The 24,814-nt window shown below is 72.4% G+C and carries 23 protein-coding genes and 1 pseudogene; 14 read left to right on the top strand and 10 right to left on the bottom strand.

The annotated features are described in order from the left end of the window. The first annotated feature begins 9 nt into the window (after positions 1-9). Both AW27_RS32765 and AW27_RS32760 read left to right on the top strand, forming a co-directional pair. Positions 10-1,377 carry an ABC transporter permease gene (locus AW27_RS32765; RefSeq protein WP_037922481.1) on the top strand — a complete coding sequence of 456 codons (1,368 nt, stop codon included), beginning with the start codon at positions 10-12 and terminating at the stop codon, positions 1,375-1,377. A 50-nt stretch (positions 1,378-1,427) separates the two neighbouring features. Continuing rightward, a complete protein-coding gene (locus AW27_RS32760; RefSeq protein ID WP_078556596.1) occupies positions 1,428-2,381 on the top strand; it encodes a carbohydrate ABC transporter permease in 954 nt (317 codons plus the stop codon). A gap of 73 nt (positions 2,382-2,454) precedes the next feature. Here the strand turns inward: AW27_RS32760 and AW27_RS32755 are convergent, their stop codons facing one another. The 4 genes from AW27_RS32755 to AW27_RS32740 form a co-directional block, all read right to left on the bottom strand. Then, complete coding sequence (locus AW27_RS32755; RefSeq protein ID WP_037922478.1) at positions 2,455-3,894, bottom strand: amidase; 1,440 nt, start codon at positions 3,892-3,894, stop codon at positions 2,455-2,457. Between the two features lie 65 nt (positions 3,895-3,959). Then, positions 3,960-4,160 carry a hypothetical protein gene (locus AW27_RS32750; protein ID WP_157840256.1) on the bottom strand — a complete coding sequence of 67 codons (201 nt, stop codon included), beginning with the start codon at positions 4,158-4,160 and terminating at the stop codon, positions 3,960-3,962. A gap of 49 nt (positions 4,161-4,209) precedes the next feature. Further along, positions 4,210-5,856, bottom strand: a complete 1,647-nt coding sequence (locus tag AW27_RS32745; RefSeq protein WP_037922472.1) for a flavin monoamine oxidase family protein — start codon at positions 5,854-5,856, stop codon at positions 4,210-4,212. Positions 5,857-5,921: 65 nt separating this feature from the next. Continuing rightward, positions 5,922-7,499, bottom strand: a complete 1,578-nt coding sequence (locus AW27_RS32740) for an APC family permease (RefSeq protein ID WP_052030709.1) — start codon at positions 7,497-7,499, stop codon at positions 5,922-5,924. A 318-nt stretch (positions 7,500-7,817) separates the two neighbouring features. On the opposite strand from AW27_RS32740, the gene AW27_RS32735 reads away from it, so the two are divergent. After that, entirely contained in the window at positions 7,818-8,726 is a 909-nt protein-coding gene (locus AW27_RS32735; RefSeq protein WP_304949942.1) for a gluzincin family metallopeptidase, read from the top strand. Continuing rightward, complete coding sequence (locus AW27_RS32730; protein WP_304949941.1) at positions 8,723-8,869, top strand: hypothetical protein; 147 nt, start codon at positions 8,723-8,725, stop codon at positions 8,867-8,869. Before AW27_RS32735 ends, AW27_RS32730 begins: the two co-directional genes overlap by 4 nt. Before the next feature lie 262 nt (positions 8,870-9,131). Here the strand turns inward: AW27_RS32730 and ppk2 are convergent, their stop codons facing one another. Then, positions 9,132-9,923: a polyphosphate kinase 2 gene (ppk2, locus tag AW27_RS32725; RefSeq protein WP_037922467.1), complete on the bottom strand. Its 792-nt coding sequence runs from the start codon at positions 9,921-9,923 to the stop codon at positions 9,132-9,134. Positions 9,924-10,288: 365 nt separating this feature from the next. Here ppk2 and AW27_RS32720 point away from each other — a divergent pair, with 365 nt between their 5' ends. Further along, a complete protein-coding gene (locus AW27_RS32720; protein WP_037923077.1) occupies positions 10,289-10,798 on the top strand; it encodes a GNAT family N-acetyltransferase in 510 nt (169 codons plus the stop codon). On the opposite strand, the gene AW27_RS32715 is transcribed toward AW27_RS32720, so the two are convergent. After that, positions 10,761-11,783: an AraC family transcriptional regulator gene (locus AW27_RS32715; RefSeq protein WP_037922465.1), complete on the bottom strand. Its 1,023-nt coding sequence runs from the start codon at positions 11,781-11,783 to the stop codon at positions 10,761-10,763. The genes AW27_RS32720 and AW27_RS32715 overlap by 38 nt on opposite strands. A 61-nt stretch (positions 11,784-11,844) precedes the next feature. Next, positions 11,845-12,699 carry an NAD(P)H-binding protein gene (locus AW27_RS32710; RefSeq protein WP_052030791.1) on the bottom strand — a complete coding sequence of 285 codons (855 nt, stop codon included), beginning with the start codon at positions 12,697-12,699 and terminating at the stop codon, positions 11,845-11,847. A 325-nt stretch (positions 12,700-13,024) separates the two neighbouring features. Here AW27_RS32710 and AW27_RS32705 point away from each other — a divergent pair, with 325 nt between their 5' ends. Then, positions 13,025-13,534 carry a nuclear transport factor 2 family protein gene (locus tag AW27_RS32705; RefSeq protein WP_037922463.1) on the top strand — a complete coding sequence of 170 codons (510 nt, stop codon included), beginning with the start codon at positions 13,025-13,027 and terminating at the stop codon, positions 13,532-13,534. A 114-nt stretch (positions 13,535-13,648) separates the two neighbouring features. Here AW27_RS32705 and AW27_RS32700 read toward each other — a convergent pair. Next, positions 13,649-13,893: pseudogene (locus AW27_RS32700) on the bottom strand (IS701 family transposase); the annotation flags it as partial. A 172-nt stretch (positions 13,894-14,065) separates the two neighbouring features. Here AW27_RS32700 and AW27_RS32695 point away from each other — a divergent pair. Beyond that, positions 14,066-14,461 carry a growth inhibitor PemK gene (locus tag AW27_RS32695; protein WP_078556526.1) on the top strand — a complete coding sequence of 132 codons (396 nt, stop codon included), beginning with the start codon at positions 14,066-14,068 and terminating at the stop codon, positions 14,459-14,461. On the opposite strand, the gene AW27_RS32690 is transcribed toward AW27_RS32695, so the two are convergent. Continuing rightward, positions 14,416-14,973, bottom strand: coding sequence for an SMI1/KNR4 family protein (locus AW27_RS32690; protein WP_236647662.1), 558 nt, complete (start codon positions 14,971-14,973; stop codon positions 14,416-14,418). The genes AW27_RS32695 and AW27_RS32690 overlap by 46 nt on opposite strands. Positions 14,974-15,303: 330 nt before the next feature. On the opposite strand from AW27_RS32690, the gene AW27_RS32685 reads away from it, so the two are divergent. The 7 genes from AW27_RS32685 to AW27_RS32655 all read left to right on the top strand — a co-directional run bounded on the left by AW27_RS32685 (position 15,304) and on the right by AW27_RS32655 (position 23,649). Beyond that, a complete protein-coding gene (locus AW27_RS32685; protein WP_037922459.1) occupies positions 15,304-16,578 on the top strand; it encodes a phenylacetate--CoA ligase family protein in 1,275 nt (424 codons plus the stop codon). Beyond that, positions 16,575-17,879, top strand: coding sequence for an MFS transporter (locus AW27_RS32680; protein WP_236647661.1), 1,305 nt, complete (start codon positions 16,575-16,577; stop codon positions 17,877-17,879). Before AW27_RS32685 ends, AW27_RS32680 begins: the two co-directional genes overlap by 4 nt. Continuing rightward, positions 17,876-19,021, top strand: a complete 1,146-nt coding sequence (locus AW27_RS32675) for a GNAT family N-acetyltransferase (RefSeq protein WP_037922457.1) — start codon at positions 17,876-17,878, stop codon at positions 19,019-19,021. Before AW27_RS32680 ends, AW27_RS32675 begins: the two co-directional genes overlap by 4 nt. Beyond that, positions 19,018-20,175 carry a LuxE/PaaK family acyltransferase gene (locus AW27_RS32670; RefSeq protein WP_037922455.1) on the top strand — a complete coding sequence of 386 codons (1,158 nt, stop codon included), beginning with the start codon at positions 19,018-19,020 and terminating at the stop codon, positions 20,173-20,175. Before AW27_RS32675 ends, AW27_RS32670 begins: the two co-directional genes overlap by 4 nt. 2 nt (positions 20,176-20,177) lie before the next feature. Continuing rightward, positions 20,178-22,688 (top strand): acyl-CoA reductase, encoded by a 2,511-nt coding sequence (locus AW27_RS32665; RefSeq protein ID WP_037922453.1) that lies wholly within the window; start codon positions 20,178-20,180, stop codon positions 22,686-22,688. Positions 22,689-22,833: 145 nt separating this feature from the next. Continuing rightward, on the top strand, positions 22,834-23,379 hold the full coding sequence (locus tag AW27_RS32660; RefSeq protein WP_052030705.1) for a DUF4383 domain-containing protein: 546 nt from the start codon (positions 22,834-22,836) through the stop codon (positions 23,377-23,379). Between the two features lie 90 nt (positions 23,380-23,469). Then, positions 23,470-23,649 carry a DUF6480 family protein gene (locus AW27_RS32655; protein ID WP_037922451.1) on the top strand — a complete coding sequence of 60 codons (180 nt, stop codon included), beginning with the start codon at positions 23,470-23,472 and terminating at the stop codon, positions 23,647-23,649. A gap of 161 nt (positions 23,650-23,810) precedes the next feature. Here AW27_RS32655 and AW27_RS32650 read toward each other — a convergent pair whose 3' ends face one another. Further along, a complete protein-coding gene (locus AW27_RS32650) occupies positions 23,811-24,779 on the bottom strand; it encodes a MerR family transcriptional regulator (protein WP_236647660.1) in 969 nt (322 codons plus the stop codon). Positions 24,780-24,814: the final 35 nt, after the last annotated feature.

Genomic DNA, 24,814 nt, shown 5'->3' with positions numbered 1-24,814 from the left:
GGCGACGCCATGGCTGACACCGTGACCGCCCGTCCGGCGACCGGGCGCCGCCCCGCGGCCGACGGGCGGCGTCGGGCCCAGCGCAGGAGACGCCGCCTCGCGGTGGTCTTCGTCCTGCCGGCCCTGCTGCTGCTCGGCGCGCTGGTCGTCTACCCCGTCCTGTTCTCCTTCGGCCGCAGCCTCTTCGACGCCGACGGCAACCGGTTCGTCGGCGCCGCCAACTACGCGGCGATCGTTCAGGACCCGGCGACCCTCAAGGCCATCCGCAACAGCGCCGTCTGGGTCGTCGTCGCGCCCACCCTACTCACCGGACTCGGCCTGATGCTCGCCGTGCTCACCGAGAAGGTGCGCTGGGCGACGGCCTTCAAGCTGGTGCTCTTCCTCCCGATGGCCGTGTCGTTCCTCGCCGCGGGCATCATCTTCCGGCTGGCCTACGACCAGGACCCGGACCGGGGCGTCCTCAACGCCGCCGCCGTGGCCGTCCACGACGGTTTCGACGACGCCGCCGCGTATCCGACCGCCCGGGTCCGGGAGGGCTACGGCCTGACGGGCCCGGCGGGCGGCCCGTACACCACGGAGGCGACCCTGCGGCCCGGGGACTCGATCGGCCTCGGGTTCATCGGGATCGCTCCCGACGCGATACCGGCCGGTGCCGGGGCCGCGTCCGATCCGGCCGCCCCGGCGGGTGCCGCACCCGGCCCCGACACGATCTCAGGCGTCGTCCACCTCGACTTCGCACCCGGTGGTGCGGGGACGCCGGGCAGGGTCGACCCGGGTGAGAAGGGTCTGCCCGGCATGACCGTCGAGGCCGTACGGGACGGCCGGGTGGCCGCGACCGCCACCACGGCCGATGACGGCTCCTTCCGGTTCGCCGGGCTGGCCGACGGCGCCTACACCGTCCGGCTGCCCGCGGCCAACTTCGAAGCCCCGTACCAGGGTGTGAGCTGGCTCGGTCCGGCGCTGGTCACGCCCGCCATCATCGGCGCCTACCTGTGGGTCTGGACCGGCTTCTCGATGGTCCTGATCGGCGCCGGCCTGGCCGCCATCCCGCGCGACGCGCTGGAGGCGGCACGCATGGACGGCGCCACCGAGGGCCAGATCTTCCGCAAGATCACCGTGCCGCTGCTCGCGCCGGTGCTCACCGTGGTGTTCGTGACCCTCGTGATCAACGTGATGAAGGTCTTCGACCTCGTGTGGATCATCGCGCCGGGACCGGTCCAGGAGGAGGCGAACGTGCTGGCCACGCGCATGTGGATGGTCTCCTTCGGGGGCGGCAACGACCAGGGGCTCGGCAGCGCGCTCAGCATGGTGCTCCTGCTGCTCGTCGTCCCGGCGATGGTGTTCAACGTCCGGCGATTCCGAAGGAGTGGAGCATGAGCGGCCACAGCACCGCCGAGCGGAACGGCCCGTCCCGGCGGACGGCGGCGATGCCTACCGCCGCCGCGTCCGCTTCCCCGTCCCCGTCCCCTTCCCCGTCCACCCTCACACCCGCGCCCCGCGCGTCCTCCGCGTCCTCGTCGTCCACGCCCGGACGGCGTCGCGGGGGCCGGGTCTCGCGCCTCCTGGGCAGCTCCGCCGTCCAGGGCCTCCTGGTCCTGGTCGCCCTCCTATGGATCACACCGCTGGCGGGCCTGCTCCTGTCGTCGCTGCGCTCGGAGCAGGACAACGCCACGGACGGCTGGTGGACCGCACTCGCCGATCCCTCACAGCTGTCCCTGGACAACTACAGTGCCCTGCTGAAGGACTCCGGAATCGGGGCTGCCTTCTGGAACACCGTGCTGATCTCCGTGCCGACCACGGCCCTGGTGGTGGTCATCGCGGCACTCGCCGGATACGCCTTCGCCTGGCTGGAGTTCCCCGGCCGGGACGGCATCTTCCTCGTGGTCGTCGGGCTTCTGGTGGTACCCGTGCAGATCGGGCTGCTGCCCGTGGCGAAACTCTTCGGTGCGGTGGGCCTGTTCGGGACCGTCTCGGGTGTCGTCCTCTTCCACGTCGCCTACGGACTGCCGTTCGCCATCTTCCTCCTGCGCAACTACTTCGCCGAGATCCCGCGCGAAATGCTGGAGGCCGCCCGGATGGACGGCGGCAGCGAGTGGCGGATCTTCTCCCGGCTGGTGCTGCCGCTCGGGCGTCCGGCCATCGCGAGCCTGGCCATCTTCCAGTTCCTTTGGGTCTGGAACGACATGCTCGTGGCACTGCTCTTCGCGGACACCGGCTCACAGCCGCTCACGGTCGCGCTGCAGTCCCAGATGCGGCAGTTCGGCAGCAACATCGGCGTGCTCGCACCGGGGGCGTTCCTGTCGCTGGTGGTCCCGCTGGTCGTCTTCTTCGCCTTCCAACGGCACTTCGTCCAGGGTGTCATGGCGGGCTCGGTCAAGTAGCACCGGCCGGACCAGGCCCGTACACCGCCTCCGCATGGGTACCCGTACCCATGCGGAGGCGTCCGCGCGCCCCTCAGGATGCGATCAGCGGCGGACGGCGGGCGGCCCACGGCCGGGCCTCCTCCAACTGCGCCGCCACCCGCAGGACGGACACCTCGTCATCGCGGCGGCCCACCAACTGCACGGCGAGCGGCAGGCCGTCCGCGCCGTGGCCCGCGGGCACAGAGGCCGCCGGGTGTCCGGTGACGTTCCACAGCGCGGTGTAGGCGACCATCGGGCGCGAGCGTGCCAGCGCCGTCAGCAGCCCGGCACCCTCCAGCGCGCCCACCGGGCGAGGGCGGGCGGCGACGACCGGGGTCAGGAGCAGGTCCATGGAGATGAACATCCGGTCGGCACGCGCCGCCAGCCGCTCTCCCGCCCGTATCCCTCGTTCCACCGCGGATTCGGGGACCAGCCGGGCGAGCGCGAGGGTGCTCCGGGTACGCGGCTCAAGCAGTTCGGGGCGTTCGACGGCGGCGGCCTCCGCACGCACCCCGCCGCAGAACTGCGCCGCGAACGGGACCGTCGCGTCCGGATAGCGGGGGTTCACCTCCCTTACGTCATGGCCGATTTCACGCAGTGCGCGTACGGTCTCCAGCAGCGCTCCGACGTGCTCGGGGTGCGGGCGCACCCCCGGTACCGCGGGCCTTGCGCAGTAGCCGATGCGCAGTCGGCCGGGCGGGGTCTCCAGGGCCCGCCGCCAGCCGGTGGTGACGGGGCGGGCGCTCCAGCGGTCGGCGGGGGTGGCGCCGGCGAGGACGTCGTAGAGCAGGGCGGCGTCGCGGACGGTACGGGTCAGCGGTCCCACCGTGCCGAGGGCGTACCAGAGGTGGGCGTTCGGGGCGGTGGAGACGCGGCCACGCTGTGGCTTGAGGCCGAACAGGCCACAGCAGGCCGCCGGGATGCGGAGGGACCCGCCGCCGTCCCCGCCGAGCGCAGCGCCGACCATTCCGGCCGCCACGGCCGCGGCGCTGCCGCCGCTGGAGCCGCCGGGCGTGCGGGTGGTGTCCCAGGGATTGTGGGCGGTTCCGTGGGTGTCGGACTCGGTGAAGGGCCACTGGCCGAATTCGGGCATGGTCGTCTTGCCGATGACGACGGCCCCGGCGGCGCGCAGGCGGCGCACGGCCTCCGCATCGGCGGTGGCGGGGGTGTGGTTGGCCGCACCGCCGAAGGTGGTGACCTGCCCGGCGACGTCGAACTCGTCCTTGATGGCGACGGGCACGCCGTGCAGCGGACCCCGTGCCGGATCCGGTGCGGCCTGCGTTTCGGCGTGCGTGTGCGCGTCCCGAGCGTCTGCCTCGGCCAGGGCTTCCTCGGCGAGTACGACGCGGAAGGCCCCGAGGGAGGGGTCGAACCGGTCGATGCGGCGCAGGGCGGCCTCGACGAGGGCCCGGGAGGTGACCTTGCCGTGGCGCACCAGCTCGGCCTGCCGCTCGATTCCCTGGAACATCAGCTCCGCGTCGTCCCTGTCCATGCCCACTCCTTCGCCCCCTACCTACCGGTAACTCCGGGCAAGGCTTTCGTCCCGCCGCCACCGAGTCAAGCCACCGTTTCGGACGGCGAAGCGGACGTCCCGGGCCGCAGCGCCATCGCCGGATCGGCGTGAGCGTTGACGGGGTGGTGGAGCGGGACGGCGTGCTGGACTTCCTCCGGGGTCGGCTCGGTGACGTGCTGCCGGACGACGGTGCGGAAGGACAGCATCGGCTGCTCTTCGCGCAGGCCCGACACCCCTCCGTCCACACGCCACCGCCCCCCTCGGGGGCGGTGGCGTCCCCCGCGGTCCGCCGATTCAGGTGAGCGCGGCGATCACCTCTCGCGCCGCGCGTTCGCCCTCGGTGGCACCGCCCTCCATGAAGCCCTGGAAGTCGTAGCTGCAGTGCTCGCCGGAGAGGTGGACGTTGCCCTGCGCGGTGCCCTCGTACTTCGCGTACCGGTGCAGGTATCCAGTCGGCCAGTACGAGTACGCGCCCAGCGAGTACGGGTTGCGGTGCCAGGCGGAGAGCTGCGCTCGCCCCGTCCACACGGCCTTGGTCTGCGGGAAGAACGCGTCGATCCCGGTGAGCATGCGGTCGGCGAGCCGTCGCACGTACGGGTCGGACTCGGTGGCGAAGGGTGTGGCGGGGGTCAGGGCGCGCGCCAGGGTCCCGCCGCCGTACTGGAGCAGGATGCCGCCGGTGCCGGGCTGGAGCTTGGTGGTGTCCCAGGTCTGCTGGACCTCCGAGTCGGTGAAGCAGTCGCCCGCCGACACTCCGGGCCAGGGGCCGGTGCCTCGCCACGGGCGGGCGGTGAACTGCATGTTGAGCTTGGTGCAGACGCCCATCCGGGCGTCGCGCAGCAGGTTTCTCATGAGGGGGTCGAAACCGGCCGCCGAGGTGTCGACGCCCTGGAGTACCGGCAGCGGCAGGCACAGGACGGTGTGATCGGCCACGACCGTACGGGTGGCGCCGGAGTCGTCGAAGGTGAGGGTCTGGGTGCCGTCGGCACCGGCGCGCACCGCGACCAGCCGGCGGCCCATGACGATCGAACCGACGGGCAGGGCCGCGGCGATGGCGTTCGGCAGCTGGTCGTTGCCGCCGACGATGTGGTAGCGCTCGTTGGACAGGCCCCAGACGTTGAAGTTCCCGGGGTTGGGCTGGTAGCCCATCAGCAGGACCAGGGCGAGGGCGGACTGCTCGGTGGTGTCGGCCCCGTACTCGACGTTGTAGGCCACGTCGATGAAGCGGCCGAGCGGGGAGTCGTGCCCGCCGGGGACCCGGCTCTCGATCCACGCGTAGAGGGTCATGTTGTCCAGGGCCGTGCCGACGGGGGTGGTGGAGTTCCAGGACACCTCGCCGGAGTCCTGGAGGTCGCGACGCAGCTGCTGGTACACGGCCTTGAAGTCCTTGTCGGCCTGGGTGCGGGAGTAGTAGGAGCCGTTGAACCACAGGACCTCCTCAGCCCCGTTGGGGCCGCCGCCGAGGAAGTCCTCGGTCGGGAGGTCGAAGCGGCGGCAGAGCTCCAGCATCTTCTTGTGGCTGGTGTCTATCAGTTCGCCGCCCACCTCGGAGGTCTGCCCGTACGCCCAGTGGTCGCGCTGCGTCCACATCCGGCCGCCGACGCGGTCGGGGTTGGCTTCGTAGACGGTGCACGGGATACCCGCGTCCTGGAGGGTGAGGGCGGCGGTCAGGCCGGCGATGCCCGCACCGACCACTGCGACGCGTGCCGGTCGGGGCCTTCTGCCGTCGGGGGCGGGGGTGGCGGCGCGAGCCGGGGTGGCAGCCCAGGCTGGGGTGGCAGCGCACGCCACGGCGGTGCCGAGGCCGAGGGCGGCCGCCCGCCGCATCAGGTCCCGGCGGCCGAGGCCGCGTACGTCAGCGACGGGCAGGCGCAGCCGGTGGGCGGCGGCGTGTTCGGCGGTGAGCCGTCGAAGTGCGTGCATGAGGGGCGTACGGGCCATGACGGGGACTCCTTCGCGAGGTGGGCGACTGCGGGCCGGGCGCGCGCGGATCACGCCTGGGCGGATCAGGTGTTCGCGTGGTGCCGGGACGGGCCGGAGGCCGTGCCGCCGGTACCGGGGGCGGTGTCGTCGTCGGTACGCTCCGCGGCGTCCTCCAGAACGATGCGGCCGATGACCTCGTAGCGCTCGGGCGCCTTGGCCTTGAGCCACAGGCCGAGACCCAGTCCGCCGAAGAAGACGGCGCCGACGATCCAGGGGATCAGCTGGAAGAAGACGGAGTCGGCGGCGGTTCCGGCCGCGGTCTCCATGTTGACGACGAGCAGGACCACGACGACGGTCATCGCGATCCCGCCGAGCAGGGGCGCGGTGAAGGTCCTGAACCAGTGCCGGTCCTCGGGGTGGTTGCGGCGGAAGTAGCCGATGACGGCGAAGGAGCACAGGGTCTGGACGATCAGGATCGCCATGGTGCCCAGGATCGCCAGCAGCGTGTACAGGTGCAGGTACGGGTCCTGGCCGGTGAGCCAGAAACCTGCCACCAGGGTCACGGCGAGGGTGGTCTGGACGAGGGAGGCGACGTGCGGGGAGCCGTGGCGCGCGTGGGTCCGGCCGAGCGCCGGGTGCAGGAAGCGCTCGCGGCCGATGGCGTACAGGTAGCGGGCGGCGCACTGGTGGAAGGCCATTCCGCAGGCGAACGAGCCGGTGAGCAGCAGCCACTGGAAGGCGTCCACGGCCCATGCGCCGATGAAGTGCCGGGTGGGGGCGAGGAAGAGGTCGAGGGGGTTGGCGGAGGTGGACAGTTCCACGGATCCGGTCAGGCCGTTGCCTGCGACGGTCATCCAGGAGACGTAGATGTAGAAGAGGCCGACTCCGACGACGGAGATGAGCGTCGCCTTGGGAATGACCCGCTTGGGGTTGCGGGACTCCTCGCCGTACATGGCGGTGGACTCGAAGCCCACCCAGGACCAGAAGGCGAAGAAGAGGCCCAGGCCGGCGGAGGTGCCGGTGAAGGCGTTCCGGGGGTCGACCGGCTCGAGGGGGATCCCGTCGGGGCCGCCGCCGGAGACCAGTACGGCGGTGGCGACGGCGAACAGGACCGCGATCTCGGCGACCAGCATCACGCCGAGTGCCTTGGCGGTCAGGGTGATGTCGAAGTGGGCGAGACCGGCGGTGACCGCGAGCATCCCGGCCGCGTACAGCACCCAGGGGAGGTCGATGCCGAGCTGGTCGTGGACCGTGGTGCGGGCGAAGTAGGAGAAGACGCCGACGATCGAGGCCTCGAAGACGACGTACGCGAGGACGGCGAGCATGCCGGACGCCATGCCGGCGATCCGGCCGAGTCCGTGGGAGATGTACCCGTAGAAGGCGCCCGCGGCGGTGATGCGCTTGGCCATGGCCACGTAGCCGACCGCGAACACGGTGAGGACGGCGGTGGCGAAGAGGTACCCGGCGGGGGCGCCGGTTCCGTTGCCGAAGCCGACCGCGATGGGGAGGTTGCCGGTCATGGCGGTGATGGGGGCGGCGGTGGCGACGGCCATGAAGACGACGCCGACCAGGCCGACGGAGTTGGCCTTGAGGCGCTGGACCTCGCCCGCGGGGCGGGCCGCCCGGGTGGATCGGGGGGTGCCGGTGGAACCGTTGGACATGTCGTCCTCTTCCGCTCGTGCTGGGTGTCCCGACGTGAGGCGGGCCACTCTGGCGGTACGTGACGCGGCCCACAATCGACATGCGGTCCGGTAATCGCCGTGCAGGCACGACAAGTTGTTGGGGCGTCAGATACGGCTGGTACACCTTCGGGCGGCGTTTCGGCGGCGTTCGCGGCGGCTGGCCCGGGGGCGGCCGGGCAGGCGGGGACCGATCGGATCTTGTCAGGGTCTGTTCAAGCCGGGTGGTGATGGGCGAGGATCACGGCCGCCCCACCCGTTTCCTTGCCCACCACGCCTTCCCACCCCCGGAGGATGTCCATGACCCGCCGCACACCCCGCGGCATGCTCGCCGCGGCCACCGCCACCGTGGCGCTCTTCTCGCTCGCCGGCCCAGCCGCCGCGCAGCCCTCGACCCCGCCGGCCGGCTCCACCGCGCCGCAGGGCCGGATCTTCATGGTCAACCCCGTCCAGTCCACGGGCGACCAGACGCTCACCGACGGCAAGGACGCCGATTCCGCCGTCCCCGCCGCCGCGTACGCTCTGGCAGCGCTGCGCAACCTGGACGGCGACGGCGGGCTGCACGGCCGCTGGGCCTCCGTGCGCTCGGACACCGGTCCCTCGGCCAAAACCGGCGAGGCCGCCGGGTACAGCCGCCACGACGACCGTTTCGAGCAGGTCATGGCCTACTTCTGGGTCAACGAGGCGCAGGAGTACCTCCAGTCCCTGGGCTTCGGCACCGAGCTGCGGGGCGCCAACGACCGGGTGCAGCACGTCCGCATCAACCAGTGGGGCGCCGACAACTCCTTCTTCACCGACAAGAAGGACGAGATCCGCTTCGGCAAGGGCGGGGTCGACGACGCCGAGGACGCCGAGGTGATCGTCCACGAGTACGGACACGCGGTGCACGAGGCCCAGGTGCCCGGCTTCGGCACCTCGCCCGAGGCCGGCGCGATCGGCGAGGCCTTCGGCGACTACCTGGCCGTCACGGTCGGGGAGCACGCCGTCGCGCGGTACGGATGGACCCGCCGGACCGAGGTGGGCTGCGTCGCCGACTGGGACGCGACCAGCTACAGCGCCGCCCCGCACTGCCTGCGGAGCATCGACGGTTCGAAGGTCTACGCGGACCGCGTCGGCGAGGTCCACGCGCGGACGGCGAGATCTGGTCCCGGGCCCTGTTCGACATCCGTGGTGCGCTCGGGGCCCGGACGGCCGACCGGATCATCGTGAACGCCCAGTTCGGGTTCGCCCCCGACACCAGCTTCGCGGACGCGGCGCGGACGACGGTGGCGACCGCTGAGCGGATGTACGGCGCCGCGGCCGCGCAGCAGGTCCGCGCGGCCTTCGCGGCCCGAGAGATCCCCGGCGTCTGAGGGGGCCGGTCCGGCGTCGTCCGCTCGACGGCGCCGGGCCCGCGGGCGACGTCCGGCGGGAGGGGGCCACGCGGCGCCCGACCGACCCTTACGACATCCCCGGGCCTGACGAGCGACGCGCCGCGCCGCCTGATCGTTCACCGGAACAGGACGTCCAAGGCGCCCGCGAGCCACCTCGGCGGCAGCCTCCACCTTCACGCCTCGACGACCTGACGCAAGGACCCTGTGCAGGCCGCCTTTTCATCGCAACCGAACGGGCTCGCTAGCGGGTGAGGGTGGCCGCGTGGTCGGGGACGGGGCGCTGGAGATCCTTGGGCGGACGTACGTACCCCGTCGACGGGGGCCGCGGTGGGAGGGCGAGCGACGGCAGCGCCACGTCCTCGTACGGGACCGAGGAGAGCAGGTGGGCGATCATGTTGAGTCTCGCGCTGCGCTTGTCGTCGCTTTCGACCACGTACCAGGGACAGTCCTCGGTGTCCGTGTGGACGAGCATCTCGTCCTTGGCCCGCGAGTACGCCTCCCAGCGGGTGAGGGACTCCAGGTCCATCGGGGAGAGCTTCCAGCGGCGCAGCGGATCCTCCGTGCGGCGGCGGAAGCGCTCCTCCTGGACGGCGTCGCTGACGGAGAACCAGTACTTGCGGAGCAGGACCCCGTCCTCCACCAGCATGCGTTCGAAGACGGGGCACTGGCGCAGGAAGCGCTGGTGCTCCGCGGGGGTACAGAAGCCCATCACGTGTTCCACGCCGGCACGATTGTACCAGCTGCGGTCGAAGAGCACGATCTCGCCGGCGGCCGGCAGGTGTTCCACGTAGCGCTGGAAGTACCACTGGCCGCGCTCGCGTTCCGTGGGCTTGGGCAGGGCCGCGATGCGGGCCACGCGCGGGTTGAGGTGCTCGGAGACCCGCTTGATGGTTCCTCCCTTGCCCGCGGCGTCGCGCCCCTCGAAGATCACGACGAGTCGGGCGCCCTCCGTACGCACCCATTCCTGGAGCTTGGCCAGCTCCGTCTGCAGCCGCAACAGCTCCTGCTCGTAGACCGCCTTCTTGAGACCCATGGCGCTCGCCTCCCCGTCGTGATCGGGTGTGTCCTGTGTCGTACGCCGATCATGTCAGCCACGGCGGCCGGTGACCCGGAACAAGTGCCGTGCGGCCTCCGGGGTAACGCCGGACGACGGGTTGCCCGAGGCACGCCGGCGGGACGCGGGCTGCTGTCGGGGAGGTCCGCGGACCACCGCACGCGGCGCACCGGCGGGGACGAGCGTGCGCACGGTCAGACCTCCTGCGGGAGTGGGGTGTCGGGTGCCGGTCCGACGCTTTCCATGGTTCCGGCTCGTCCCGGTCCGGGCCTCCCGCTGCCGGGGGGACCGTCTCCCCCGGATGGGGGAATCGGCGGTGGCGCTAGGGTGAGGCCATGCCCGCCATGATCGACCCGTCGCAGCGGACCCTGCGACTGGAACCCGTCACTGCCGACAACTTCGACGCGGTGTGCGCCGTGCACGTGCGCCCCGACCAGGCACACCTGGTCTCCCCCGTGGTCAAGTCGCTCGCCGAGGCCTACGTCCACCCCGCCGCCGCCTGGCCGCGGGCCGTCGTCGACGGCGACGACGTCGTAGGCTTCGTGATGGCCTTCCACGACATCGTCTGGAATCCGGCGGTCGACCCGGACGACCGGCGCAGCGGCATCTGGCGTTTGAACATCGACGCCGGCCGTCAGGGCAAGGGCTACGGCCGTTTCGCCGTCCGTGCCGTCATCGAGGAGATCCGGCGCCGCGGCACCCACCGGACGGCGCACGTCAGCTGGCACGGCGGCTCCGGCAGCCCCGAACCCTTCTACCTCGGCCTCGGCTTCGTCCCCACCGGCGAGCTCATCGGTGAGGAGCGCGTCGGCGTCCTCACCCTGGACCCGGCCGCCGCGCCTGCGGCCGACTGAGGACCACCGTGCCCCCTGACCCCGGCGCCGGGCCGGCGTCGGGCCCCGAGGCGTGCGCGCGATAGGCCTGCGGGCTCGTCCCCCGGACCCGTTTGAAGGCCGCGGACAGGGCGAAGGCGCTGCCGTACCCGACCCTGCGGGCCACCTTCTCGACCGTGGCCTCCGGCTCCCGCAGCATGTCTGCCGCCAACGCGAGCCGCCAGCCCGTCAGATAGCCGACCGGCGGCTCCCCCATCACCTCTTTGAACCGGCGTGCCAACGACGCCCGCGACACCCCCACCCGCACGGCCAGTTCCTCCACGGTCCACCCGTGGGCCGGGCTGTCGTGCAGCAGCCGCAGGGCCGGGCCGACCACCGGATCGCTCTGGGCCCGGAACCAGGCGGGCGCACTCGAGTCCGCGGCCGAGGGCCACGCTCGTAGGACCCCGATCAGCAGCAGGTCCAGCAGCCGGTCCAGCACCACCTCCTGGCCCGGCGCCTCGCTGGAGATCTCGGAGGCGAGCAGGTCGATCAGCGTCGTGTCCGCCGCTCCCGCCGGCCTGACCAGGAGTGTGGGCAGAGCGTCCAGCAGCCGGCGGCCGATCTCGCTCGGTGCCTGATAGGTACCGCTGAGCATCACCGCCGAACCAGCGTCCTCGCGGGCCGCTCCCCATGTCCGTACGCCCAGTGCCATGGACTCCGTGACGTCCTCGCCCTCCGGCGTGCTGCACCGCTGGTCCGGCCCCACCGTCACCGTCACCGCAGTGTCCGGGGCGTCGGCCACCGTGTACGGGTCGGGCCCGCGCACCACCGCCACGTCGCCCGGGGCGATCAACACCGGCTCGCCCCCGTCGGGCAGCATCCACGCCGACCCGCGCACCATCGTCGCCACGGAGAGCGGGGCACGGTCCTCGATCCGCATGGCCCACGGCGGGTTCAGGACGGATTTGAGGAGGAAGGCACCCCGGGCCTGCGGGCCTGCGAGCAGGCCGGTCAGCATGTCCATGTGCACATCTTCTCCGCCCCACCGCTCCGGGGTGACGTGCGGTCGGGCCGGTCGGGTCGCATCAGGCGGAGGGGACGTCCCAGACGCCGGTGGCCGCCGCCTCGCGGGCGAAGTCCGCGAAGTCCCTGGGCCTGCGGCCCAGGACCTCTTCCACCCCGTGGACCAGGTGCGCGTTGCGCCCGTCCAGGATCAGGGTGAACAACTCGGCGAAGTCCTCCGGGAGGCCGTGCTCGCGCAACTCCGCCCGGTAGGCCTCGTCGGAGACCGGAACGTAGACGATCTCACGGCCAGTGGCCTTCGACAGTTCGGCGGCGACATCCGCGAAGCTCATGAGCCGCGGACCCGACAGCTCGTACGTCCGGCCGATGTGGCGGGCGTCGGTCAGTGCGGCCACCACCACGTCGGCGATGTCCCCGGTGTCGACGAACGCCTCCGCCCCGTCCGCGGTCGGCAGGGCGATCACGCCGGCCAGCACCGGGTCCAGGAAGAAGCTCTCGTCGAAGTTCTGGTTGAACCAACTCGCCCGCACAATGGTCCAGTCGGCCCCGGACTCCTTCAGCCGCTCCTCGCTGCGCTGCGCGGCCTCCTCGCCCCGCCCGGACAGCAGCACGAGACGGCGTGCTCCTGCGGCGACCGCCACCTCGGCGAAGGCGCCCACCTGCTCGACGGCGCCGGGGAAGGCGAGGTCGGGGTAGTACGTCACGTACACCCGATCGACGCCTTCCAGCGCCGGAATCCAGGTCGCCGGCTCGTTCCAGTCGAAAGCCGGCTCCCCGCCGCGGGAACCGACCCGCACGGGCCGTCCCTGGGCCGTGAGCTTCTCGGCGACCTTGCGGCCGGTCTTGCCGGTTCCCCCGATGACGAGGGTGATGGCCTGGCCGGTGGTCTGCGTGTCGTGCTTCGTCGTCTTCGTCATGACCTCAGTCAAGACGAGCCGCACGAGACGCGACATAGCCGAAACGCTCATCCGCATACGCGAGCGTCTACGCGGGGAGGAGGGTGTCGATCGGTGACCGCACCGGAAGCCTCCGCCATCCCGGCGGGGTGGCCGGCGGGCCGCCCTCCGAAGCCACGTGCGGCGCGGACACGGGTGGACAGTGGTGGGCACCCGACGGCGCCGCCGGGGCTGGAAAGCGGACACGGCTCGGAGCGACGCTGCATCACGGGGCGAGGCAGCGCAGCGACGCGTTCGACCGGCCCCCGCACCCGCACCCGCACCCGCACCCCGAAGGAGTCCCCTCATGGCATCCCGCCCGTTCCGCGCCGTCAGCACGCTGACCGCTGCCGTCGCGCTGTGCGCAGCCACCTCGACCACCGCACATGCCGCGCAGGACACCGGCCGGTGTACGCCGAAGGTCGTCACGGCCTGGGCCGACGCCTGGAACGGCACCGACCCCAGGGCCCTCGGTGCCCTGTTCACCGCCGACGGCACCTACACCGACGAAGCCGTGGGCATCACCTTCCGCGGCCGCAAGGAGATCTCCGGGTGGAAGGCCCGCGCGGACTCCCTCATCGACGGCGTCCACGTCACCGTCCGCACCGCCCGCCTGGACGGGCACCGTGTGACCGTCCAGGCCGTCTACTCCGGCCATCTCAAGGGTGCTCCCAAGCCGTTCGCCGTACCGATGACCACCGTCCTCGACCTCGGCAGGAACCACCGCCGGATCGCTTCCGACCAGGACCACTACAGTCTGGCCGTCGTGCTCAGCCAGTCCGGCCTACCCGCAGACTGGACTCCGTCCGCCAACTGACCCGCGCCAGGCCGGTACCCTGCCGGATACCGGCCTGAACGCGCCGGACGAGCCCTGCGGGGCGATGCACAGGCCTTCCCCCTTCCACTTCGTGTTCCAGGGGATCACGGCGCAGGTCTCGCCGACCACCAACGCCGCCCCGTCGTCGTTCAGATGCTCCACACGTAGGCCCGCGCGTCGTCGCGGACCCGGTCGGCGTCCCACTCCGCCCGCCCGAGCAGGTGCTGCATGCCGTCCGGGGTCCTGCCCCGGCCCACTCGGCAATGGTCCAGCTGTTCTTGCGCGGCAGGTCCGACGGCAGGCCGAGTACCGACGCCCTTGCTCGGCGGCGGATCGACCCGCGTGGGCCGTTCCGCCATCCGGCTCGTCAGGCCCTCGAACGCCTGCTGCGAGCAGGGCAGTTCCGCTGTGACCTGCGGGCACCGCGTGATCGTGAGTCTTCACACACCGGCGATCAACGGTGGCCGCACCCGTCTCCACAGCGCGTCAGGGTCGCGCAGCGTCTGTCTCCCGTCCGGTGTCTGGAGGCTTGTGCAACATGGCGAAGTCTGGTGGGGCCAGTTCGACGAGCGGAGGTGGGTCGTGCTGCTGTCGGGAGACGACGCCTCCGGGATCCGGGTGATGCAGCTCGTCGCTCCGGCGGGCGTCGACCTTGACGGTCTGGGCATCGAAGTGACGGTGGGCGCCGGTGAAGGAGTGCCGTTCGAAGGCGTGCTACGGCTCGCGTTCCCGCGTCCAGGCTTCACGCCTTGCACGTGGCTGACCACCGTGTCACGGGACGACCTGATAGAGCGGGCGGCCGTTCTGCCCTCCGCGAAGGGGACCGTGAGCACGCTCGGGTCGACGGGCCTGCACCAACGGGACGAAGCGTTGCCGCTTCGCTATGCGCCGGACGACAGCCGCCCCGCGGCCTGTTCCCATGGCTGAGGCTCGACCACGTCGCCCCCGTCGACGGCGTCCTCCTCGAACCAGCCCCTCCCCGCGAGCCATGCCTCCAGCCACGCTCCGAGGCTGGCGGAGTCGAGGAACCAACACTCATCCCACGATCCGCCGCTGTACGGATTCGGCTCGAAGAGCAGGACCTGCCCGTCCTCACTGAGACAGTCAACCCCTGCATACATGCCACAGCCCCAGGTCAGGATCGGTACGACGCCTTCGGGCCACTCCGGGTGCTCCACTCCAACCGACGCCTCACGTCGTGTCAGGTATTCACCAACGACGCTGGAGCCCGGACCAAGCAGTGGCAGCAGTCGGTAGTCAGGGCCGAAGCCCCCGTCAGCAACCTCGCGATACAGGCGCGCAAGGAGTGGATGCAGCGTGAAGCCCAGTTGCCTGTCGGCTTCCGCGATCTGGGCATTGTCGACGGGGGCGGGAAGGTCCTTGCTGTCCGATGCGGCCCGGGTGGCAACACGTTCCACAAGGTCATCGATATCGGTCATGGCCGTGATGCTGCCAGAGCCCACTGACATGTCGGCGCCCAGGGCGAGCCGAGCCCGCTGGCACGGCAGTCACCGAACATCACACCCCTACCGCCATAGACGCAAGAATTGTTGAATGCTGCCACATTGGCTGGGATTATTCGCTCAATTTGGTGACTTGTGCACTGATGTTTCATCATCATGACTGCACGTCAGCTTTGGGCGTGCGTCGAGGAGGCGGGGGCGCCGGGGGGTCCCCCGTTCATACCGGTAGATGCGGCACGCGAGTTCCTGTACTCGCCGTGCCCCGCCGTGGCTCCCGTCCCACTTCCGTCACCTAGGCAAAGGCCCATGTCCGCCCAGCAACTCTCGGACCTCATACGTTTCGCCCGTCACAACTCGCCCTTCTACCGGGACCTCTACGCGTCCCAGCCGCCGCACGCCGACCGCCTCACCGACCTTCCGGTAGTCGACCAACAGGCGTTCTGGGCGGCCAACACCCTGCACGACAGCCGTGTGCTGACCGGCCCGCTCAGCGAGGCCACGGTCTACAAGACCGGCGGCACCACCGGATCCCCCAAGTTCTCCGTCTACACCCGGGACGAGTGGCGCACCTTCGTCACCTCCTTCGGGCAGGGACTCGTGGACACCGGACTGCGCCCGGGCCACCGGGTGGCCGACCTCTTCTACGCCGGTGAGCTGTACGCCAGCTTCCTGTTCGTCCTCGACTCGCTCGCCCACGCGCCGGTCGACAACGTCCGCCTGCCGATCGGCGGCGGCGCCCCGCCCGAGTCGACGATCCCCACGCTGCGCGATCTCGCGGCTCAGGTGGTCGCCGGTACGCCCACCACCCTGTGCCGGCTCGCCGAGCAGGTCGTCACGTCGGGCGTCCGGCTCGACTCCGTCGAGCTGCTCCTCTTTGGTGGCGAGGCGCTCTTCGAGGACCAGCGGCGCCTGCTGGCCACGGCGTTCCCCGGAGCCGAGGCCCGCTCCGTCGGCTACGCCAGCGTGGACGCGGGCCTGCTCGGCCGCCCCGTACCCGGCCCCGACGCCCGGGTGCACCGGGCCTTCACGCCGCACTCCGTCGTCGAGATCCTCGACGACTCCACGGACGAGCCCGTCACCGAGCCGGGCCGGCCCGGACGGGTCGTCGTCACGAGCCTGTTCCGCCGCCTGATGCCGATCATCCGCTACCCCGCCGGCGACCGCGCCGAGTGGACCGGCACCGGACCCGGACACTTCCGGATCCTGGGCCGCGCCGAGGAGGGCGTACGGGTCGGCCCCGTTTCCCTCTATACCCAGGACGCGCAGGATGCCGTGGCCGCGGCGGACACCTTCCGGCAGGTCGTCGGGATGCAGCTCGTCGTCCGCCGCTGGGAGGGCCGCGACGGACTCGTCCTGCGCCTGGCCACCGCCCCCGGCGAGGAACCGGACGCGGACCGGAGGGAGTCCCTCGCCCGGGCCGTCGTCGCGGAGCTGGAGGACGCCCGGCCGCTGTACCCGGACAGTGTGCGCGCCGGGTTCGTGCACCCGCTGTCCGTGGAATGGACGCGCCACCGCGACCTCGCCGTCAATCCGCGCTCGGGCAAGCTCGTGCGGGTCCTCGACGAGAGGCCGACGGCGTGAACACACCGGTACCCGTTCCCCCACCCGCCCCCTTGCCCGCGCCCCCGCCGGGCGGCAGGCGCACCCCGCTGGTCCTGCGCAACGGCGCCTTCGCCGCCGTGTGGCTGGGGCAGGTCCTCACCCAGGCCGCCGTGCGCATGTTCCAGGTCGGCGTGGCCTGGTGGATCGTCGCCCACGCGGTACAGGGCGCGCGCGGTCTGGCCTCCGGCCTGTTCATGGCCCTCTGCACGCTGCCCGCCGTGGTGCTGGCGCCCGTGGTGGCCGGCACCGTGGCCACGTTCGCCCACCGTTCGGTGCTGCGGACCGCCGCCGGCCTGGCCGCGGCCACCGCGGGCGGCCTCGCGCTGTGGGCGCAGGGCGGCGGGCCGCCGCTCGCGGGCGTGTACGCCGCCGCTCTCGCGCTCGCCACCTGCCAGGCGTTCTTCGACCCCTGCCTGACCACCTCGGTGCCCCAACTCGTCGACGACGCCGACATCGAGACCGCGACCGGCTTCGAGCTGTCCACCCAGTCCCTCGCCGGCCTCGGAGGGGCGCTGCTCGGCGCGCTGACCGTCGACGGAGCCGGTGTGGCCGGACTCGCCGCGGGCTGCGCGGCCGCCTACGGCGCCGCAGCCGTCCTCGTCGCGAGCGCCCGCTTCCGCGACCCGGCGCCTCCCGGCGGCGGACCGGCCGCACCGCCGGCGCGGCGCCCGCTGCGCCGGATCCTCGGCGAACTCCCCTACGTGCGGCGGATCCTGGTCTGCTTCACCGCGGCGAACCTGTTCACCGCCGCCGTGTTCGTCGTGATCCCCCTCTACACCCGCTCGGTCCTGCACGGCGGCGGTGGCACGGTCGGCCTGCTGGAGGCCTCACTGGGCGGCGGCGCCCTCGTCGGCGCCTTCACCGGCACCCGCGTGCCCGGACGGCCCGCGACCGTCGGGGCCTGGTGCCTGACCCTGATGGCCCTCGCGCTGGCGCTGCCCGGCCTGTTCGCCCACCGACTCGTCATCGCGTGCTGCCTGGCCGTGGCCGGCTGGTGCGCCGGAGCCGTCAGCGTCCGGTTCGTGTCCCTGTTCCAGCGGCTGGTGCCCACCGCCGACAAGCCCGGTTTCTTCGCCGTGATGCAGGCGGTTTTGGGCGCCTCCCTGCCGGTGGCGTCCCTGGTGTTCGGCGCCGCGGGCGACCGGTTCTCCCCGCAGACCCTGTGCCTGGTGCAGGGCGTCGGCCTGCTGCCCGCCGCCTGCGCGCTCGCCCTGCTGGGGTCCCGTACGGCCGAACCCGCGCGCCCGGAGGCGCCGCAGGCCCTCGGAGGCGCCCGGTGAACGCCGTCATCACCCCGGCTGCCGGCGTGGACATCGCCGAACTGCGCCAGCTCTACTACGCCGTCTACGGCCCGCACTACCCCGTGGCGCTCGGCACCGACCCGGCCGAGATGGCCCGCCTCATGGCGGATCCGCACTCGCTGTGGCTCGTCGCCCGCTGCGCCGCCTCCGGGACGCTGACCGCGTCCGCCGCCATCCGCGGCGAGGCCGGTAGCCGTATCGCCCGGCTGGAGGGCATCGCCGTGCACCCCGAGCACCGATCGGCCGGCCTGGCCGCGGCCCTGACCGGGGCGCTGTGCGCCGAGATGCTGGACACGGGCCGGTTGGACTCGGTGTACGCGACCGTCCGCACGGTCGGGTCCGGTCCACAGCGGGTCGTCGCGCGCAACGGATTCCGCCCGCTGGGCATCCTGCCCAACGCCGTGGATCTGAGCAGCCGCGAGAGCCTCGCGCTCTACGCGCGTCACTCCCCCGGCGTCCTGGATCGCCGGATCCCCGTCACCGAGGTGCCCGCCGTGCTGCTGCCCCTGCTGCGCACGGCCGGGGACGCCCTCGGCATCGACTACCCGCAGGTGCGCACGGTGTCCGGCCCGCCCCCCGCGCACGCACCGCGAGGGGCCGTCGAACGGCTGGAGGTGATCGAGGCCCCGGCCTTCGTGCGCCGCCGCTTCCGCGAGCGGTTCCCCGGTGCGGAGGGCTGGTTCTACCCTCTGCACACCCCGAATGTGCTGCTCACGCCCGAAGACGGCCGGTTCGAGGTCTACGCCTACCTCAACCGGACGGGCGGGTACTGCTCCCTGCTGACCGCCCACCCCGAGCCCACGGCCGCCGCCGCCCACCTCGAAGCCGTCACCCGGGCGCTGGCCCGGGTGGGCGCCGGCTACGTGGAGGCACTCGTTCCGCTGGCCCGCCCGGAAGCCCTCTCCGCCTTCCTGGCCCAGGGCTTCATCGCCGGAGCCCTCTACCCCGCGATGCGCGCGGACGGTGACGGCTTCCACGACTACGCCGTCGTGTCCCGCTCCAGCGAGCGGATCGACTTCCGCGGCGTCACCGTCGAACCGCCCCTCCAGCCCTATCTGGACTGCTACGCGTCGGCCTGGGCGTCGGCGCACCTGCCCACACCATCCGAGGTTGCCCCATGAACGGAACGAACCCCCATCTCGCGCCGGTCGCCGTCCCCGACCCGGCCCTCCTGCCACACGTCCAACAGCTGTGCGACCTGACCGACCCCTACGCCCACGGGCCCGCGGTGGACTCCTTGTTCGCCGCCGCCATGGCGGAGACCAACGCCTGGCACACCGAACGCTCCCCGTTCTTCCGCTCCCTGTACGAGGCCACGCCCCCCGCCGAGCCGTACCGTACGCCGCTCGTCCACGCGAACTTCTTCAAGCGGCACGAGGTGCTCTCCGTCCCGCGCGAGGAGGTCGAACTGCACCTGACCTCCTCCGGCACCACCGGCCAGAAGTCACAGATGTTCTTCGACCGCTGGACCATCCGCGCCGCGCAGCGCATGGTCGCCAGGATCTTCGAGCGCAACGGCTGGATCACCCCGGACCAGGAGGTCAACTACCTCCTGTACAGCTACGAGCCGGCCCCCTCGCTGAACCTGGGCACCGCCTTCACCGACAACTACCTGTGCGACTTCGCCCCGGCGCGCAGTGTCGCGTACGCGCTGCGCAACACCGGCGGCGACCACGAGTTCGACCCCTTCGGCTGCATCGCGGCACTGCGCCGCTTCGAGCGCGAGGACGCCCCGGTCCGCATCCTCGGCTTCCCCGCCTTCCTCTTCTTCACACTGGAGCGGATGCGGGCCATGGGGTTGGCGCCGCTGCGCCTGCCCGAGGGCTCGCTCGTCGTCCTCGGCGGCGGCTGGAAGGGCCACGCCGACCGGCGCGTCGAGAAGGACGAGCTGTACGCACGCGTCACCGAACAGCTCGGCATCCCGGGCGAGCGCATCCGGGACACCTTCGGCTCGGTGGAGCACTGCATCCCGTACATCGAGTGCGACCACCACCGGTTGCACGCCCCCGTCTGGTCCCGGGTGACGATCCGCTCCACCCGGGACCTGGAGCCGGTGCCTTACGGGGAGCGGGGCTACCTGCACCTCGTGTCGCCGTACATCACCTCGGTACCGGCGCAGAGCGTGGTCATGGGCGACCTCGCCTCCCTGCAGCCGGGCGAGGCCTGCGGGTGCGGGCTGGGGACCCCCTGGTTCACCGTCCACGGCCGTGCCGGGGTGAGCCGGAACCGCAGCTGTGCCGTCGCCGCGGCCGAACTGATGAAGGGAATGGCGTGAGCATGAGCATGCACCACCACTATTGGCAGGGCTCCTTCGTCGGCGACGAGGAGGCCGGGCACCGGCTGGCCGACCTGCCGGCCGCCGTCGAGGCCGCGCTGGCGACGGAACTGGAGACCGAGACCGTCCTGGCCGCCTGCGACGCCCTCGCCACCGCGCTGTGCGACCCGGCCCATCCCGTGCACGGGCGGCTCGCCGGGCACCTGCCGGAGGGCGAGGACCCGACGGTCCTGGCCGAGCTCGGCTCCCTCCTCGGCCGGCGTGAGCTGACCCGCAAGCTGCGCCGGGAACTGGGCGACACGGCTCCCGGCCGGCTGAACCGGGCCGATCCGCGCGAGACGGTCTACGAGGCGTGGGCACCCGTCGGCCTGGTCGCCCACGTCGCCCCCGGCAACGCGGCGACGGTGGCACCGCTGAGCATCGTCGAGGGCCTGCTCGCCGGGAACGTCAACATCCTCAAGACCAGCAGCGCCGACACCCTGCTCGCACAGCACCTGATGGCCGAGCTGGCGGCCCTGGACCCCACTGGCGCGCTGGCCGCGCGGATCGTCGTGCTGCGGTTCCCGTCGTCGCGGCAGGAGTGGCTGCGCATGATGTGCGCGCCCGCGGACGCCGTGGCCGTGTGGGGCGGAGAGGACGCCGTGGCAGGTGTCGCGGCCCACGTGCCGTCCGGCTGCCGGCTGGTGGAATGGGGGCACCGGATCTCCTTCGCCTATCTGACGAGTGACGCCTGGTCGGACGCGGTGACGCTGGGCGCTCTGGCGGACGACGTCACCCTGCATGAGCAGCAGGCCTGCTCCAGCCCCCAGGTGGTCTACCTCGACACCGAGGACGAGGGTGAGGTGTTCGCTTTCGCGGAGCGGTTCGCGGCCGTGCTCGCCGCCCGGCCGCCGGTGTCCGGCGCGTCGCCGGCGGGCGGGCCGGACCCGGCGGAGGCGGCCGAGCTGACCACCACCGAGCTGGTGGCCCGGCTGGAGGAACACCTGGGCCTGACACGGGTGTTCGCCGCGCCGGACGGCTCATGGCGGGTCATGGCGGACACCCGGTCCCCGCTCACCGCCTCGCCGCTGCACCGCAGCGTATGGGTCAAGCCGCTGCCGCGGAAGCGGATGGTCGCGACCCTGCGCCCGATGCGCCGCTACCTGCAGACGGCAGGCCTCGCGGGCAGCCGGACCGATATCGCCGAGCTCTCGCGGACCGCGCTGGCCGCGGGCGTCACCCGGGTGACCCCGGTCGGCGCCATGCTGGAGAGCTACGCGGGCGAGCCGCACGACGGCGTGTACGCCCTCCAGCGCTACAGCCGCCGCGTCGCGGTCCGGGCCGATCCGGTCCGCTTCGCCACCACCGCCTGCCTGGACGACCTGGCCCGGCCCGTCGTCCTGCCGCGGCCTGAGGGTCCGCTGCGGGGCAAGGAGGACCTCCAGGAGCCGGGCCGGCAGGTGGCACGCGCCGATGCCGAGCTGTACTTCCGCAGCGGCGGCAGCACCGGGGCACCCGCACTGTCGATCTTCAGCTACGACGACTACGACACCCAGATGCACGCGGCGGCGCGCGGCCTGCTGGCGGCCGGCTACGACCCGGTCGCAGACCGCACCGCCAACCTCTTCTACTGCGGCGCCATGTACGGAAGCTTCATCAGCTTCTTCTCCGTGCTGGAACGGCTCGGGGGGGTGCAACTGCCCCTGTCGGCCGGGCCCGACCACCGGGCGACGGCGCAGGCGCTCATCGACCACGGAGCCGACACCCTGTTCGGCATGCCCTCCTACCTGTGGCAGCTGCTGCACGCCGAGGCGGACGCACTGCGGGCGTACGGCGGTCTGCGCAAGGTCTTCTACGGCGGTGAGCACTTCACCCCGGAACAACGGCGGACCCTGCGGGACGCCTTCGGCATCGAGGTGATCCGCTCGATCACCTACGGCAGCACCGATCTCGGGCCGCTGGGCTACCAGTGCACCGAGAGCACCGGCGGCGTCCACCACCTGCACGCCGACCTGCACAGCATGGAGATCCTGGACCTGGCCGAGGACCGCCCGGTGGCGCCCGGGCAAACGGGCCGGCTGGTCTTCACCACGCATGCCCGGCGCGGCCAGCACCTGGGCCGGTACGCGATCGGCGACCTCGGCAGGGAGGTCCCCGGCCGCTGTCCGTGCGGCCGGCACGCGCCCCGCTTCGAGCTGCGGGGCCGGACCGGCGACGTGATGCGCGTGGCGACGTACTTCCTGAACCAGCGCCGCTTCGTGGACCTGGCCGGGGAGAGCGGCGGCCACCGCGGCGAACTGCAGGTCCGGCTCGACGTCACCGACGTGCGCGAGCGGCTGACGGTGCGGGTGGAACGCGCCGCGGCGACGGATCCGGAACGGCTGCGGGAGGTCTTCCTGGCCGGCTACCCGGAGCTCCGGTCCGCGGTCGCGGAGCGGCTGCTCGACCTGGTCGTCGAAGCAGTCGACGGCGCGTCGCTGGACCGCAGCCCGACCAGTGGCAAACTCCTCGCGGTGGTCGACGCCCGCGGATAGGCCCTCCCCGCCCGCCCGCCTGCCCCCACCCGGGCGGCGGGCGGGCATTTCGATGCAGAAACAGTGCGAGTTGCCCCGGAGCGCCGGGGCGGGTGACGGTGGGGGCCTCGGGGATCCGTGCACCGTGATTCTCCAGGAGGGTTCCGTGCGACTGCGTGACGAACTGCCCGTCGACCACCCGCTGAACCGGTTCTACCGTTTCGGGGCGGCCCTGTGCGGGCTTCTCCTTCTCGTGTTCGGCTGCCTCGGCTTCGCGGGCAGCCTGTCGGCCTTCGACACCGCGGGCCGCCAGGTCGCGGGCCTGTCCACCAACGGCCTGCTCAGTACGGTCTCCGTCGTCGTGGGGCTGCTGTTGGTCGCTGCCGCCGTGGTCGGGGGCAACGTGGCCTCCTCGGTCAACATCACGGTCGGGGTGCTGTTCGTGCTGAGCGGCTTCGTCCACCTCTTCCTGATCGACCGGCCCGCGAACGTCCTGGACTTCGGCATGTCGAACGTCGTCTTCAGCTTCCTGATGGGACTGCTGATCATGACGTTCGGCATGTACGGGCGCGTGAGCGGCGGCCTCCCGCACGACAACCCCTACTGGCAGCGCCGCCACCCGGACCGGGCCGCCCGTGAGGCGGCGGCCGCACACGGTCCCCGCCCCGGCCTGCCGGGCCCGTCCGTCCCCGCGCGGCCCGGCCGGGGGTAGGTACCGCGCGAACCGCCGACCGCCGCCGTTGTCCGGCTCGGGCGTCGCGGCCCGGCCGGCCCCCCGGCACACCGACCGAAAGCAGGAGTCATGTCCATACCACGCGTACCCCCCGGGGAGACTCCCCCGGCCGAAGGATCCATCTCCTCGGCCCACCAGGAGCGCCGCGACGGCGGGATCTGGGAGCACCCCGGGGCGTTCCTGGTCCTCATCGTCGTCGGGGCCGTCCTGATCGCCCTCTTCTTCATCGCCCGTGCCGCCGGCTGGTGAGCCCGCGGCACGTCGAGGAGCACGTCATGAACCTCTCACACACACGCCACCGCGTGGCCGCGGCCGCCGGACGTGCAACGCCACCGTCCACGTCGTCGACACCGTACTGATGCCGCAGTAGACCCCGCGCCTCGGCGACACCCGTCAGGCGGTGAGCGGCGTCAGGCGGTGAGCGGGCCCGCCACTGCCGTGCAGTGGCGGGACAGGGCGTCCAGCGCCTCGCGCAGACCGGTCGGGCGGATCATGCCGGGGCCGGGGGCCCGGTTGCCCCAGCCGGGGCCGGCGAGCACGACCAGCGGTCGGGTGCGGGCGCCGCGGACCCCGAAGGTCGTACCGGCCACCTGGCGAGCGAGGGTGCGGTCCCCGGTGCCCCTGGACTGCGACCACAGGACCACCGCCGTGGGGCCCGTCCGGCGCACCGACGCGATGAGCGCCCCGGCCGGAACCGCGGCACCCAGCATGCGCATCGGCAGCGCGCGTTCGGCGAGGCCGGCGGCGAGCGCTTCGAGCGGCAGCGAGTGTTGCTCGCCGGGGCTGCACGCCATCAGCACCGGCGCCGCGTCCCGGGGGCCCGGCGGGGCGTTGCCGACGACCTGGCGCAACGCGGTGGAGACGTGCCAGGACAAGAGGTGCTCGACCTCGATGTAGCGGTCGCCGGCGGACTCCCACTTGCGGCCCACCGCGTGCAGGGTCGGTGCGATGACCTCCTCCCAGGCCGTCACGAGTCCGTGGCCGTCCACCAGCGCGGCCAGCAGCTCGTCCATGGCCGGGCCGTCCAGCCGCACCGCGGCCCGGGCCAGGCCCCGGAACTCCTGCCGGATGCCGCCCAGGGGCAGCCCGCCGCCCGGTCCCGGGCCCGGGCGGCGGCGCGCGTCGGCGGGGGGCGCCGGTTCACCGGCGGCCGGGCGGGACCGATCGGCCCGGGACAGCGCCAGACCGGCGGCCTCGGACGGCGGCACTCCCGACGTGGTCAGCCGACACATGTCCTCCAGGACGGCGATGTCCTCGACGGTCCAGCGCCGGTGCCGGCCGCCGTCGCGGACCGCCGGCCCCATGCCGTAGCGCCGGTCCCAGGACCTGAGCGTGGTGGGCGAGATTCCCAGACGCCTCGCGACGGCTCCGGTCGTCATTCGGGGAGAGCGGGGAGACTCACCGGTCATGGCAC

Origin of the sequence: Streptomyces sp. PCS3-D2 (assembly GCF_000612545.2) — a bacterium.
GTDB lineage: Bacteria > Actinomycetota > Actinomycetes > Streptomycetales > Streptomycetaceae > Streptomyces.
This window is presented reverse-complemented; position numbering and strand designations above follow the sequence as displayed.